Source organism: Acidovorax sp. sif0632 (assembly GCF_019218805.1).
Lineage (GTDB): Bacteria > Pseudomonadota > Gammaproteobacteria > Burkholderiales > Burkholderiaceae_C > Acidovorax > Acidovorax facilis.
Map to the genome: position 1 here is coordinate 758,885 of NZ_JAHUWW010000003.1, position 14,036 is coordinate 772,920.

The following is a 14,036-nucleotide window of genomic DNA, read 5'->3' on the forward strand; positions in this document are numbered from 1 at the left end:
TGCGCCGCCGTCGCTGGGCCCCACCACAGAGCACGCCCCACCCAAGAATGACAGGCACAACATGGGGTTCAGATGAATACTTGCCACAAACGCGCTTGGCAGTGTGGCGCGCACTTGCTAGCATCCATGGACGATCTTTGGGACATCCATGCCCGTTTCAGCCCCGCACACTTCCGGCACTCCTCCCCACCACGGCATCCTGCCGCCAGCCCCTTTGGCCGATGCCCCGTTGCGCAGGGCACTGGATGCCAGCGACAACGCCATCGTGATGAGCAACAGCACCCGGCACGTGGTGTATGTGAATGAAGGATTCACCCGCCTGTTTGGGTTCAGCCCCGCGGAGGTGCTGGGCAAATACCTCAGCGACGTGCTGCTGGGCCCACACTCCGACCCCGGGCTTCTGAGTGAAATCCGTGATGGCATCGACCAGCAAGGGGGCTTTCATATAGAGACGCTGCTGTACAGCAAGGCTGGCCAGCCACGCTGGGTGTCGATGATGATCAATGCCTCGAACGAGGCCTCCGGCGGACCGGGGGGCAGCATCACGGTGCTGACCGACATCACACTCACCAAGATGCACGAGGTGCTGCAAAAGCGCGTGCTGGAGGGCATGGTCAACGAATTGCCGCTCGCCGACCTGATGGCTCTGGTGTGCCGCGAAGTCGAACGCATCGCCCCCGAAGTCACGGCCTCCATCCTTGCCGTGGACGAGCTAGGCCTGCTGCACCCGCTGTCAGCGCCCGGGCTGCCCCCCGCCATCTGCCAGGCGCTGGACGGGGTTCCCATCGGCCCTTGTGTCGGTTCGTGTGGCACTGCGGCCTTCCGGCGGGCGCCTGTTGTGGTCACCGACATCACCACCGACCCCTTGTGGGCCGACTACCACACACTGTTTGAGCCCAGCGGCATGCGAGCCTGCTGGTCCAGCCCGATCTGTGACCACGCAGGCAAGGTGATTGGCACCTTTGCCTTTTATTTTCGGGAGCCGCGCGCGCCCGACGCGCTGCACCATCGGCTGGTGGAAGTGTGCCTGCACTTGTGTGCGCTGGCCATTGAACGCAACGCCACACGCCAGCGCATTCACCAGCTCGCCTTTTTTGATGAACTCACGGGCCTACCCAACCGCGCCATGTTCCGCAGCAGTGCGGAGCGTGCGCTGGCCAGCCTGCGGCAGGAAGACCACCCTGGTGCGGTGCTTTTCATCGACCTGGACCGCTTCAAGCAGGTCAACGACACCCTGGGCCATGCCGCAGGCGACGCGCTGTTGTGCGAAGTGGCCAAGCGACTCACGCAGTGCCTGCGCGCGCGCGATCTGATCGGCCGGCTGGCGGGTGATGAATTCGTGCTGCTGTTGTCCGAGTGCAGCACTGGGCAAGTCGTGCAGATGGCCCAGAGCATCCTGCAAGAGATGGCCCGCCCCATGGACCTCCACGGGCAAGCCCATGTCTGCCACGCCAGCATTGGCATTGCGATGTTTCCGGACGATGGCGATGCGATCGACACGCTGCTGCGCCACGCTGACCAAGCCATGGTCCAGGCCAAAAGCGACCACAGGCACAGCCTGCAATTGTTCAGCGCCGAAATGAACCGGCGCGCACAGGAGCGTGCCGCCCTGGAACGCGCCTTGCGCCAGGCGCTGGCCGACCGCAGCCTGAGCCTGCACTACCAACCCCAGGTGCTCAGCAGTGCGCCTGGCACCCTGCACGGTGTGGAAGCCCTGGCGCGCTGGCAACATCCCGAATGGGGCATGGTGCCCCCCAGCCGGTTCATCCCAGTGGCCGAAGAGGCCGGCCTCATTCACGAACTGACCTTGTGGCTGCTGGACGAAGCCTGTGCGCAGCTGTCGGCCTGGCGTGCAGCTGGCCACAGCGTGCCCTGCGTGGCCGTGAACCTGTCAGGACGCAGTTTTCACCAGGCAGAGTTTGCGCAGCAGGTCTGCGACGCGCTGGAGCGCCACGGCCTGCGCACCAACGATGTGCTGCTGGAGATCACCGAAAGCGTGATGATGGATGCACGGCCGGTAACGCTGGCCAACATCGAGGCGCTGCACCACAAGGGCTTTAAGCTGTCGCTCGATGACTTTGGCACCGGCTACTCCAGCCTGAGCTACCTGCACCGCCTGCCCATCAGCGAACTCAAGCTGGACATGGCGTTTGTGCAGGACCTCACCACCAGCCCCACCGCACGCGCGCTCACGGTATCGGTGCTCAGCATTGCCCACAGCCTGGGCATGGTGGTGGTGGCCGAAGGGGTGGAAACTACAGGCCAGCAGCAATGGCTACAGGCCCACGGTTGCCCTGTGATGCAGGGCTATCTGTTCGGCAGGCCCATGCCACCAGATGAACTGGAAGCCTGGCTATGCGCGCCTGCGCGGGGCGTGAGTTGAGAACCGCGCGCGGTGTCGCAGACGTCGCAGCGTTCAGCCGCTGCGGGACTCGTCTTCCGGCCAGTCGCGGATGTAGGCCTTGAGCATCTTGTTCTCGAAGTTCTGGCTGTCCACGACGGCCTTGGCCACGTCGTAAAAGCTGATCACGCCCATCAGCATGCGGCGGTCCATCACGGGCATGTAGCGCGCATGGCGGTCCAGCATCATGCGGCGCACTTCGTCCATGTCGGTTTCGAGCGTGCAGGTCAGGGGCGCGTCGTCCATGGCCGAGCGCACCAGCATCGTGCCCACGCTGCCCCCGTTTTTGACCAGGGCCTGGATCACCTCGCGAAAGGTGAGCATGCCCACCAGGTCGCCATGCTCCATCACCACCAGCGAGCCAATGTCGCGCTCGGCCATCAGGCTCACGGCACCCGCCAGCGGCTCGTCCGGCGATGCGGTGTAGAGGGTGTTGCCTTTGACGCGAAGGATGTCGCTGACTTTCATGGTGCAGAGTCTCCGGAGGATCGGGAAGAGTATGTGTGGACCCACAGGCACCCGCACATCCGCTGGGGTTGCCGAGGTGCTGCAGGCCGTTTGTCGGCAAATATAGCCCACAATGCCCGCCTGCATTGACAACATGGGAGACACAAGATGCCCGGTTACTCCGACCCCGGCTTTGACACGCTGGCGCTGCACGCAGGCGCGAGCCCCGACCCCGCCACTGGCGCGCGCGCCACGCCCATCCACCTGACCACGTCGTTCGTCTTCGAGTCGAGCGACCACGCGGCTTCGCTGTTCAACCTGGAGCGCGGCGGCCATGTGTACAGCCGCATCAGCAACCCCACCAACGCGGTGCTGGAACAGCGCGTGGCAGCACTGGAAGGCGGCGTCGGCGCGATTGCCACCGCCAGCGGCCAGGCCGCGCTGCACCTGGCGATTGCCACACTCATGGGCGCGGGCAGCCACATCGTGGCCAGCACGGCGCTGTATGGCGGCTCGCAGAACCTGCTGCACTACACGCTCTCGCGCTTTGGCATTGAGACCACCTTCGTCAAACCCGGCGACATTGACGGCTGGCGCGCCGCTGTGCGCCCCACCACCAAGCTGTTCTTTGGCGAAACCGTGGGCAACCCAGGCCTGGATGTGCTGGACATCCCCACCGTATCCTCCATCGCGCACGAGGCCGGCGTGCCGCTGCTGGTGGACTCCACGCTCACCTCGCCCTGGCTCATCAAGCCCTTCGAGCATGGCGCCGACCTGGTCTACCACTCGGCCACCAAGTTCCTTTCAGGCCATGGCACCGTGGTGGGTGGCATCGTGGTCGACGGCGGCAGCTTCGACTGGGACGGTCCCAAATCGGCCGGCAAGTTTGCCGAGCTGACCCAGCCCTACGACGGCTTTCACAACATGGTGTTCACCGAGGAGAGCACCGTGGGCGCCTTTCTGCTGCGCGCGCGCCGCGAGGGCTTGCGCGACTTTGGCGCCTGCATGAGCCCGCATACGGCCTGGCTCATCCTGCAAGGCGTTGAAACCCTGCCGCTGCGCATGGCGCAGCACATGCGCAACACCGAGAAGGTGGTCGAATTTCTGGCCACACAGCCCTTTGTGTCGCGCGTGGGCCACCCCATGCTGGAGTCGCACGGGAGCCACGCCCTCGCGCAAAAGCTGCTGCCGCGTGGCGCGGGCTCGGTGTTCAGCTTTGACCTCAAGGGCAACCGCGAGCAGGGCAAGAAGTTCATCGAAACCCTCAAGGTCTTCAGCCACCTGGCCAATGTGGGCGACTGCCGCAGCTTGGTGATCCACCCGGCCAGCACCACGCATTTCCGCATGAGCGACGAAGCGCTGGCGGGCGCGGGCATCACGCAAGGCACCATCCGCCTGTCGATCGGGCTCGAAGACGCCGATGACCTGATCGACGACCTCAAGCGCGCGCTGAAAGCCGCCGAGAAAGCAGGGGCCTGACCATGTACCTTCAAGTCAACGGAGCATCCACGTACTGCTACACCGGCGGCAAGGCATTCGATGCCACCAAGCCCACGGTGGTGTTCATTCACGGCGTGCTCAACGATCACAGCGTGTGGGCCCTGCAAAGCCGCTACATGGCCAACCACGGCTGGAACGTGCTGGCCATCGACCTGCCGGGCCACTGCCGCAGCAGTGGTGAGGCGCCCGCCACGGTGGAGCAAGGCGCGGACTTCATCGGTGCGCTACTGGATGCTGCGGGCGCGCAGCGCGCAGCGCTGGTGGGCCACAGCTGGGGTTCACTCATTGCCATGGAGGCGGCCGCGCGCCTGAAGGACCGCATCAGTCACTTGGTGCTGGTGGGCACGGCGTTCCCGATGAAGGTCTCGCCCGCACTCATCGAAGCGTCACAGACCGACCCCGAGAAGGCGATGCGCATGGTCAATGTGTTCTCACGCAGCACCTTGTCTGCGCCCCCGTCGGCCCTGGGCCCTGGCACCTGGGTGTTTGGCGCAGGCATGGCGCTGGGGCGCAAGGTGCTGCGCAGCAATACGGCGGTCAACGTGTTCCACCGGGGGTTTGTGGCCTGCGACAGCTACACCGGCGGCGAAGCCGCCATGGCGCAGCTCACCTGCCCGGTGCTGTTTGCGCTAGGCAGCCAGGACCAGATGACACCGCCCAGAGCCGCGCAGGGCCTGGTGAATGCGGCACGCGCAGCAGGCAAATCCGTGTCGATGGCCAACCTGCCGGTGGGCCACAACCAGATGACCGAGGCGCCGGAAGAAACGCTGTTCGCGCTGCGCGACTTTCTGGCCCGCTGAGCAGCGCTCCACACGCATCCCGGCCTGCAGTCAGGCCGGGACGCGCCGCCATGTGGGCCACTGCCACTGCGTGAAGGCACGCAGCAGCCATTCCACCGGACCATAGGCATGCGTGGCCATCCAGCGGTGGCTCCACGCCAGCTGGGTGGCGTACAGCACCAGCACGCCCAGCACCACCCACCCCGGCGACACCTGGCCCACCAGCGCCAGGCCGTAGGCCGTGAAGACCAGCGCCCCCACCAGCGACTGCAGCAGGTAGTTCGTCAGTGCCATGCGCCCCGCTGGTTGCAGCGCAGCGCCCAGCCGGCGGCCGGCAGGGCCGCGCTGCAGCAACCACAGCAGCAGTGCGACATAGCCGAAAGTGAGAAACGGTGCGGTGGCCAAGTCCACTGCCAGTGCAGCCAGACCCACATGTTCGGGCGAGTGAACACTGCCGCCTCCCTGCGTAGAGGCATAGAACAACGCGCCCGCCACACCGACCGGCAGGCAGCACACCATCCAGCGGCGCAGTCGCGCGGGGTGCTGCGCCACAGTGGCCAGATAGCCGGTGCGGTGCGCCGCCAGCCCCAACAGGAACATGGCCAGCGCACACGGGCCCTGCACGAACACCAGCACAAACCACACGCCCTCGGCCATGTCCCGCCCGCGCTGCGCAATGGCCTCCAGGGCACTGGCGCGATACGCTTGCGCGGCTTGCTGCGCCTTGGCGTGCAGCTCTGCCAGGGGCAAGTCCATCGGCGGCACCTGCGCCACCAGCCAGGCCAACAGGCCCCAGCCAGCGGCAGCGGCACCCAGCAGCACCAGTGACAGCACCACTGCCGTGCCCGGACGCACGTCCCGCCATGCGAGCAGCAGCAGGCCCAGCAGCGCATAGGTGACCAGGATGTCGCCCGCAAACAGCAGCCACGCATGCACCAGCCCCAGCAGCAAGAGCCCCAGCAGGCGCCGCAGAAAACGCGGAACAAAAGCGCTGCCGGTGCGCCGGGCGGCATCCATCTGCAGTGCAAAACTGTAGCCAAACAGCATCGAGAACAGCAGATAGAACTTGGTCTCGAAGAAGAAGCTCACCAGCCAGCGCACGGCGTGGTCCACCGGCCGCGAGAAGGCCGGGTCAGACACCCCCACGCCAAAGTAGGTGGAAGCAAAGCTGCCCGCATTGACCATGAGGATGCCCAGCAGCGCAAAGCCGCGCAGCGCGTCGATGGCGTGTTCGCGGCCCCCTGCGGGGGCAGCGACAGACGGGGAGGTTGTGGATTCCGTGGAAGTCATCCTGGCGATGGTGACAGAACCTGTTCAACGACAGCCCACGGCATCTCATGTCCACAGTGGCACTGCATTTTCAAGGGCTTGGGCGTATAAAGCGTTTGGCATCAGGTAGCCCCACCCCCAAGGAGACAACGATGGACATCAGTGCCCCCCACACCACGACCACCGACCCGCGCACCTTCAAGCGTTTCGCCGACTTCTACCCCTTTTACCTCGGCGAACACAGCAACCGCACTTGCCGCCGCCTGCATTTTGTGGGCTCCACGCTCACCCTGGTCTGCCTGGTCATGCTGGTGGTCACGGGCAAACCGCAGTACCTGCTGTATGGCCTGCTGTGCGGCTACGGCTTTGCCTGGGTGGGTCACTTCGGCTTTGAGAAGAACAAACCCGCCAGCTTCAAGCGGCCGCTCTACAGCTTCATGGGCGACTGGGTGATGTACAAGGACATCTGGACGGGGAAGGTGCCGTTCTGAAGCGGTGATTCGCGACAGCTGTCACGGCGATAAATTCAAGTAAAAATAGGCCCTAGCGCTTATCCAGCAAGCGCCAGCAGCTATATTTTCGATAGCTTACATGGGCGCGGCGCGCTGCGCGCCCAGGCCGGGGTCAGCGCCTGCGCCCACCTGCAGCACATCCTCCAGCAGCAACCCGTCCAGCCGGGCCTGTAACCACAGCGGCTGCAGGCTCTCGGCGCGCTCCAGCAGCAGGCGCTGCACCAGCGGCGCCAGGGGTGTCGCGCCCGGGTTGGTCAGCAGCACATAGCGCGGCTCGGGCACGTCCGCAGCGTCCACCGCCGCATCGTTGACCTGGCCCACCCAGTCCAGCGCGGTCAGCGCCTCGAGCACCGGGGCCAGCTGCAGCACATCCACCCGCAGCAACTGGGCGAGCTGGCCGGGGCGCAGGCCTTTGAGGGGCTGGTGGCGCACGCGGTGCAGTTGCTGCAGCACCTCCACTGCCAGTTGAAACGTCCAGCCCGCCACGGTGCCGCGCCGCGCCACACCTGCCAGCAAGCTGGGCAGGTAGGCCGTAACCACCGCGCCCAGCAGCACGATGACCCAGGCCACATAGATCCACACCAGCAAAATGGGCAGCGTGGCGAATGCACCGTACACCACCGAATACGTTGGCACCTTGCCGAGGTACAGCGCTAGCACCTTCTTGGCCAGCTCGATGCACACGGCCACGAACAGCCCACCCGTCCAGGCGTGCCGCCACTTCACCGGCGTGTTGGGTACATAGTGGTACAGCGACGCCATGCCCCCCGCCAGCACCACAAACTGGATCGAATCGAACAGCAGCTGCACACCATCGGGCAGGCGCTTGACCAGCCCGCCCGAGGCCGACATCACGTACGACGTGAGCGCCAGGCTCGCCCCCATGAGCAGCGGGCCGAGTGTGATGGCGGCCCAGTAGATCAGCACCCGCTGGCCCAGCGGCCGCAGCCGCTGCACGCGCCAGATGTCGTTAAGGGTGCGGTCGATGGTGAGGATCAGCGCCAGCGCCGTCGCCAACAAAATGCTGAAACCCGCCACCCCCAGGCTGCTGGCCTTGGCAGCAAACTGCGTGAGGTAGCCCAGCACCTGTCGCGAGATGCTGTCGGGCACCAGGCTGTTCACCAGCCAGCCCTGCAGGGCATCCTGCAGCTTGCCGAAGATGGGGAAGGCCGTGAACACTGCCAGCGCCACGGTGAAGAAGGGCACCAGCGCCAGGATGGTGGTGAAGGTCAGGCTGCTGGCCGTGAGCCCCAGATGGTCCTCACGAAATCGCTCACGCAGCGTCTGGGCCGTGGTTTTCCAGGGGAAGTGCGACAGCTCGGTCACCAGCGCCTCCGCGCGCTGGGCCACTGCCTGTAAGGACAAGGACATGGCCGATATGATGCCACCCCAATGACCGCATCACCTTCCGCCCCGCCCGCCCTCCCCGTTCCCGCAGACAGCGCTGTGGAATCCACGCGCTGGCTGGCCACCGGCAGCCTGCTGGCGCTGATTGTTCTGTGCCTGGCCTGGGAGCTGGTGCTGGCCCCGTTGCGTCCCGGTGGCTCATGGCTCGCACTCAAGGCGCTTCCGCTGTGCATCCCGCTGGCGGGCATTCTCAAGAACCGCATGTACACCTACCGCTGGGTCAGCCTGGTGATCTGGCTGTATTTCACCGAAGGCGTGGTGCGCGGCTGGAGCGACAAGCCCCCGTCGCAGTGGCTGGCCTGGGCCGAGGTGGCCCTGTGCCTCGTATTGTTCACCGCCTGCACGCTGCATGTGCGACTGCGCCAGCGCAATGCCAAGGCGGCTGCAGCCGCCTCTGCTGCATCCTGATGCTGGCCTCCTCTTTTCATCGCCTTGAAGAAGAAACTCCTTGACCATGACCACTCTGCTTGACACCCTGCGCGCCATCGTCGGCCTCGCCCATGTGATCACCGAAGGCGACCTCTCTGCCTGGGAGCAGGACTGGCGCCGTCGCGTGCGCGGCAAGGCTCTGGCCGTGGTGCGCCCCGCCAACACGCAAGAGGTGGCCGCTGTGGTCAAGGCCTGTGCGGCGGCGGGCACCGCCATCGTGCCCCAGGGCGGCAACACCGGCCTGGCCGTGGGCTCCACGCCCGACGACTCGGGCACGCAGATCGTGCTGAGCCTCACGCGCATGAACGCGGTGCGCAGCGTGGACACCGACAACCTGACCATGACGGTGGAAGCTGGCTGCATCCTGCAGAACCTGCAGGATGTGGCGCAGAACGCGGGCGTGCTGTTCCCCCTGTCACTCGCGGCCGAGGGCAGCTGCACCATTGGCGGCAATCTGGGCACCAACGCAGGCGGTACACAGGTGGTGCGCTATGGCAATGCACGCGACCTGTGTCTGGGCCTCGAAGTGGTCACCGCCCAAGGCGAGGTGTGGGATGGCCTGAAAGGTCTGCGCAAGGACAACACAGGTTACGACCTGCGCGACCTGTTCATCGGCAGCGAGGGCACGCTGGGCATCATCACCGCTGCGACGATGAAGCTCTACCCCCAGCCCGCCGCCAACCTCACGGCCTGGGCCGCCGTGCCGTCGATGGAACACGCCGTGGCCTTGCTGGGCCTGGCGCACAAGCAGCTGGGGGCGGGCCTTACGGGCTTTGAGGTGATGGGCCAGTTTGCGCTGAGCCTGGTGGGCAAGCACATGCCGCAGCTGCGCGTGCCCTTTCTGGGCGACGACAACGCGCCCTGGTGCGTGCTGCTCGAAAACTCCGACAGCGAATCCGAAGAACACGCGCGTGCACGGTTTGAGTCGCTGCTGGAGACCGCGTTTGAAATGGGCTGCGTAACCGACGCCGTGGTGGCCGAGAACCTCACGCAGGCCCACCAGCTCTGGCACATCCGCGAGAGCATTCCGCTCGCCCAGGCCGAAGAGGGACTGAACATCAAGCACGACATCTCGGTGCAGATCTCGCGCATCCCCGCCTTTGTGGCCCACACCGACGCGGTGCTGCAGCGCGAGATCCCCGGCGTGCGCCTGGTCAACTTCGGCCACCTGGGCGACGGCAACCTGCACTACAACGTGCAGGCGCCCGCCGAGGGTGATGCCAAGGCCTTCCTGCGCGAGCACGAAGCCCATGTGAACCACCTCGTCTATGAGGCCGTGGCCGAGTTCGGCGGCTCATTCTCGGCCGAGCACGGCATTGGCGAACTCAAGGCCGACAAGCTGGAGAAGTACCAGTCGCCTGTGGCCATGGGCATGATGCGCGCCATCAAGCAGGCGCTGGACCCGCAGGGAATCATGAACCCGGGGCGGGTGCTGAAGGTCTAACGCCGCACGATGTGTAGCCCGCACACGGCCAGCAGCTCGTGCATCTGGGGCAGCAGCCCCCTGCCAAACGCGTCGGCCTCGTACATTGCATAGCGCTCCAGGGCGCGTTGCTCGAAGTCAGGGGCGTTGACTGCAGCAGCCACCAGCAGATCGGGGTGGTAGTTCAGCAAGCGGTAGTCGCTGCGTTGGCGCAGGCCCACGAAGGGGCATTCCTCATCCGGCACGCGGTTGGCCCATCTGTCCAGATCCTCCAGGCTGTGCAACTGGTCCAGCCAGTCCAGCACGGCCCTGTCGTACAGCGCCGCCAGCTCATCCCGGCGCGTGGCAGCACTGTCAGCGGTGCCCATGGGCAACTCGTAGATCACCCCTCCCGCCTGTTTTTGGAACAGTGCCGGTGGCTCCAGATAAGTAAAGGGCAGCCTGTGCATCTGCGCGAAGTGCTGCAAGGACACCTTGAAGGCCGGCCCGCCATCGCTGTTAAGAGCGGACTGCAGGTGGGAGGGCAATGCAAGGCGTATCCACACGCCGTGGTGCAAGGTGTCTCGCACCATGTCCGAGTACACCAGCGCCTCACCCACAGGCAGCTTTTTCTTGAACCAGTATTCGCCCCGCAGCTTGCGCCAGCCCCGCTGCACAAACAAGGGCTCCAGCGATTGCTGCACCCAGCGGCTGCGCGCCGAAGGCGAAGTATCCAGATCAGGGGGCGCAGGCACATCTGCCACGGCTGCAGCAGATCCCCCAGGGCCCATCACCTGCCCTGAAGGGGTGTGCACCTCGCCGCTCTGCGGATCAAAAAACACCCACCCCAGCTGGCGGGCCACGCACTCGATCACCGGCAGCACCACCTCCAGCTCGGCCACGTCAGGACTCAGGCTTTGCACCAACGCAAACGGGTCTGGCTCCGGGATTTCGGTCCAGTAGTCTTCCGGCGCTCCCTCCGGGGGCAGCGCGGATGCGATGGCCTCCAGCAACTGGCCCGCCGCAGCATCGGGGCTGAAGCTCAGTTGCTGGCGCAGGTCGTGCAGCGTGGCTCGCGCATCCTCGCTGGAAACAGGGACCGGATGGCGCCAAAGGTGCAGGACATAGCTCATGGGCGGGCAGTGGAAGGTTGGAGACGGGATGCCAACGAGCGCACATCGTAGCCACGCCCACGGCACCGCAGCCCAGGCCGTCGCGAGAAACCCACAGGGCCCTGCGTTCGTTGCTGTTGAGTGCCCGTCACGACCCCGGAGCCGTGCCTTGCGGTGCGCTGGCACTGACACCCATCCCTTTCCACCACCTGCACAATCACGGCTCCAGCAACACCGCCAGGCCGACCATGAGTTCCACTTTGACCGTGCGCCCCGTCCAGCCCGAAGACTATGCCGCATGGCGCCCGCTCTGGGACGGCTACAACGCGTTTTATGGCCGCTTTGGCGCCACTGCGCTGCCCGAACACTTCAACGCAACCACCTGGCAGCGCTTGCTGGACCCGGCAGAGCCCGTCTTCTGCCTCGTGGCGCAGGACACTGCGGACGGCAAGATCCTCGGGCTTGCGCATTACCTTTTTCATCGCAGCACGACACGCATCGATCCGATTTGCTACCTGAGCGACCTGTATACCCAGGAAGCCGCACGGGGCCGGGGCGTGGGGCGTGCGCTCATCGACGCCGTGTACAGCGCAGCGCGGGCAGCCAAGGCATCGCGCGTGTATTGGCAAACCTACGAAACCAATACCACCGCGCGACTGCTGTACGACAAGATGGCCAAGCACCATGGGTCCATCGTCTACTCGCAGGAACTCTGATCAACGCCTGCCGGCCACGCCGAGATTTACTATGAAAACAATAGCTGATTGCGCTTACACATCAAGCGCCAGGGCCATTTTTTATTAACATTCTCGCTTCCAACAACTGCCATAACCCTGATGGACAGGGCACTCGGCGAGGTCGTGGCTCTGGGCATCGCGTTCCACGCGGCCCAGAGCCCCCTTCAGAACACCTTGCGCATCGGCTGTGCCTGCAGCCCTGCCCAAGACTGCACTGCACCTGCGGGTTCATAGCCATTGCGGCGGTAAAAAGCCTCCGCCGTTCGCGTGCTCTCCAGCCCCAGTGCCGCTAGCCGCGACTGCCGCGCGTGAGCCTCGGCCTCACGCAGTAGGGCGTGGCCTACGCCCTGGTGCAAGGCCTCTGGCACCACATAGCACAACGCCAACGTGGCCCTCGCCAGCAGCGCAAAGCCCACCATCATTCCGCCCCGGTATGCGCCCCACACCGCAGCGCCCGGCGCGGACATCCACGCAGCAAGGTTCTCGGGCGTCTTGTTGGCCAGCCAGGCCGTCAGGATAGCGGGGTCATTGGCATGGTCGAGCACGCAGCAGTGGGTGATGGACCGACGGATGACCGTGCAGGCGGCTTCTGCCGCCTCGGGGCCCACCGGGATGATCTTTGTGCCCTGAGGCACTGCGCTAACCGCAATCACGCCGAAACCAGCCCTGCAAGCGCGACAGCCAGCACAGCGAGCACCCCATAGAACAACAAGCCTACGAATATCAGGCCATTGGTCGTCACCACACGTTGTCCTTCATGCCGGAACGACAGTGCGCCCGCTGCACTCCAGGTCCGCGCTTCGTTGCTGCCCCAGCGCTCAGAGCGCCAGCGGCCCAGGCCGACCACCCGCACCACCTGCGCACCCGTGAAGACGATCAGCACTTCAACCACTGACCACAGCATCGCAACCAGAAACTCCGTCATCGGCATCCTCCGCAAATCAGCGACGGGAAATGATAGACGGCCTGCCACTCCAGAGACGGTGACCGAACCCCCATGTCAGCGCGGGTCTTGGGCTGCGGGATGCTGCTGGCTCCATGCGCGGGCAGCTTCCCAGCCCGGCGGCACGCAGCCTTGCTCCATCACGCACAAACTGGCGCTGGCCAGCGCATGGCGCAGCGCCTGCTGGCACGCATCGGCCGCCAGCGCTTCGACAAACCGCACAAAGCTCGCACCACCGGCAGCCTGCGATTGCCGCAGCAAATGCGCCAGCAGCCCGGCCAGAAAGCTGTCGCCCGCGCCCACGGTGTCCACCACTGGCAGCGACTGGGCCTCTTTGGCAAAACGCTGCGCGCCGTTACGGTGCAGCAGCCAGGCGCCTTCCGCGCCCAGCGTGAGCGCCAGCAGATAGGCCTGTGGGTTCGCGGCCAGCAGGTGCTGCGCGCGGGCCAGGGCATCCACACCAGGCACAGCCAGATGCTCCAGGTCTTCGTCGCTGGCCTTGATGATGTGGGCATGGGCCAGCGCGGCGTGCACCGTGGTGCGGTACGCCGCCAGGTCGGGCATGACGGAGAGGCGCAGATTGGCATCGACCACCACACAGCGGCCTGCGGCGCGCTGGGCGGCCAGCCACGGCAAGTAGATGGCAGTGTCACGCGCGTCGAGCGCCAGCGCGCCGGTGCACACCAACTGCAGCGCGGGCAAGACGGCGCAGCTATCGTCCAGACCTGCGGCGGACACGGCGCGGTCGGCCACGCCTTCGCGGTAGAAGGCGTAGTCGGGGTGGCCATGTGCGTCGAGGTTCACCACGGCCAGTGATGTGACCTGCTGCACGGGCTCGGGCTGGGCCAGCACCACGCCGTCAGCCACCAGTTGCGCAGCCAGTTCACGCCCAAAACGGTCGCGCGACAGGGGGTTGAGGTACTGGGTGCCCACGCCTTGGCGGGCCAGCGCACGGCACAGGTTGTAGAGCGCGCCGCCCAGGCACGGCAGGTAGCTGCCATCGGGGCGGCGGATCAGGTCGATGAGGGCCTCGCCAGCAATGGCGGCGTGGATGGGCACTGTGCCGTTGGAAATCGTGGATGCGGAAGTCATGGACGT

14 protein-coding genes are annotated in these 14,036 nt (G+C 65.6%); 7 read left to right on the forward strand and 7 right to left on the reverse strand.

Features of this window, described 5'->3' with window-relative positions:
• The first annotated feature begins 148 nt into the window (after window positions 1–148).
• Window positions 149–2,383 (forward strand): EAL domain-containing protein, encoded by a 2,235-nt coding sequence (locus tag KW832_RS13485; protein ID WP_255577715.1) that lies wholly within the window; start codon window positions 149–151, stop codon window positions 2,381–2,383.
• A gap of 33 nt (window positions 2,384–2,416) precedes the next feature.
• On the opposite strand, the gene KW832_RS13490 is transcribed toward KW832_RS13485, so the two are convergent.
• Window positions 2,417–2,869, reverse strand: a complete 453-nt coding sequence (locus KW832_RS13490; RefSeq protein WP_055394762.1) for a CBS domain-containing protein — start codon at window positions 2,867–2,869, stop codon at window positions 2,417–2,419.
• A 147-nt stretch (window positions 2,870–3,016) separates the two neighbouring features.
• Between KW832_RS13490 and KW832_RS13495 the strand changes: the two genes are divergently transcribed.
• Window positions 3,017–4,327, forward strand: a complete 1,311-nt coding sequence (locus KW832_RS13495; protein WP_218300330.1) for an O-acetylhomoserine aminocarboxypropyltransferase — start codon at window positions 3,017–3,019, stop codon at window positions 4,325–4,327.
• A 2-nt stretch (window positions 4,328–4,329) separates the two neighbouring features.
• Entirely contained in the window at window positions 4,330–5,148 is an 819-nt protein-coding gene (locus KW832_RS13500; RefSeq protein WP_218300331.1) for an alpha/beta fold hydrolase, read from the forward strand.
• A 30-nt stretch (window positions 5,149–5,178) separates the two neighbouring features.
• Here KW832_RS13500 and KW832_RS13505 read toward each other — a convergent pair whose 3' ends face one another.
• A complete protein-coding gene (locus tag KW832_RS13505) occupies window positions 5,179–6,417 on the reverse strand; it encodes a DUF418 domain-containing protein (protein WP_255577716.1) in 1,239 nt (412 codons plus the stop codon).
• A 131-nt stretch (window positions 6,418–6,548) separates the two neighbouring features.
• On the opposite strand from KW832_RS13505, the gene KW832_RS13510 reads away from it, so the two are divergent.
• Window positions 6,549–6,887 carry an Mpo1-like protein gene (locus tag KW832_RS13510; protein WP_218300333.1) on the forward strand — a complete coding sequence of 113 codons (339 nt, stop codon included), beginning with the start codon at window positions 6,549–6,551 and terminating at the stop codon, window positions 6,885–6,887.
• Window positions 6,888–6,983: 96 nt separating this feature from the next.
• Here KW832_RS13510 and KW832_RS13515 read toward each other — a convergent pair whose 3' ends face one another.
• Entirely contained in the window at window positions 6,984–8,279 is a 1,296-nt protein-coding gene (locus KW832_RS13515) for a YihY family inner membrane protein (protein WP_218300341.1), read from the reverse strand.
• A 21-nt stretch (window positions 8,280–8,300) separates the two neighbouring features.
• On the opposite strand from KW832_RS13515, the gene KW832_RS13520 reads away from it, so the two are divergent.
• Both KW832_RS13520 and KW832_RS13525 read left to right on the forward strand, forming a co-directional pair.
• Window positions 8,301–8,723, forward strand: coding sequence for a DUF2069 domain-containing protein (locus KW832_RS13520; RefSeq protein WP_176886420.1), 423 nt, complete (start codon window positions 8,301–8,303; stop codon window positions 8,721–8,723).
• Window positions 8,724–8,769: 46 nt separating this feature from the next.
• Complete coding sequence (locus KW832_RS13525; RefSeq protein ID WP_218300342.1) at window positions 8,770–10,188, forward strand: FAD-binding oxidoreductase; 1,419 nt, start codon at window positions 8,770–8,772, stop codon at window positions 10,186–10,188.
• Here KW832_RS13525 and KW832_RS13530 read toward each other — a convergent pair.
• A complete protein-coding gene (locus tag KW832_RS13530; RefSeq protein WP_218300343.1) occupies window positions 10,185–11,279 on the reverse strand; it encodes a hypothetical protein in 1,095 nt (364 codons plus the stop codon). The two genes, KW832_RS13525 and KW832_RS13530, sit on opposite strands and share 4 nt — an antisense overlap.
• Before the next feature lie 227 nt (window positions 11,280–11,506).
• Between KW832_RS13530 and KW832_RS13535 the strand changes: the two genes are divergently transcribed.
• Window positions 11,507–11,974 (forward strand): GNAT family N-acetyltransferase, encoded by a 468-nt coding sequence (locus KW832_RS13535; protein WP_218300344.1) that lies wholly within the window; start codon window positions 11,507–11,509, stop codon window positions 11,972–11,974.
• 185 nt (window positions 11,975–12,159) lie between these two features.
• On the opposite strand, the gene KW832_RS13540 is transcribed toward KW832_RS13535, so the two are convergent.
• The 3 genes from KW832_RS13540 to KW832_RS13550 all read right to left on the reverse strand — a co-directional run bounded on the left by KW832_RS13540 (window position 12,160) and on the right by KW832_RS13550 (window position 14,030).
• Window positions 12,160–12,630, reverse strand: a complete 471-nt coding sequence (locus tag KW832_RS13540) for a GNAT family N-acetyltransferase (protein WP_233573441.1) — start codon at window positions 12,628–12,630, stop codon at window positions 12,160–12,162.
• 14 nt (window positions 12,631–12,644) lie between these two features.
• A complete protein-coding gene (locus KW832_RS13545; RefSeq protein WP_055402739.1) occupies window positions 12,645–12,920 on the reverse strand; it encodes a hypothetical protein in 276 nt (91 codons plus the stop codon).
• A 75-nt stretch (window positions 12,921–12,995) separates the two neighbouring features.
• Window positions 12,996–14,030, reverse strand: a complete 1,035-nt coding sequence (locus KW832_RS13550) for a PfkB family carbohydrate kinase (RefSeq protein WP_218300345.1) — start codon at window positions 14,028–14,030, stop codon at window positions 12,996–12,998.
• Window positions 14,031–14,036 lie beyond the last annotated feature (6 nt).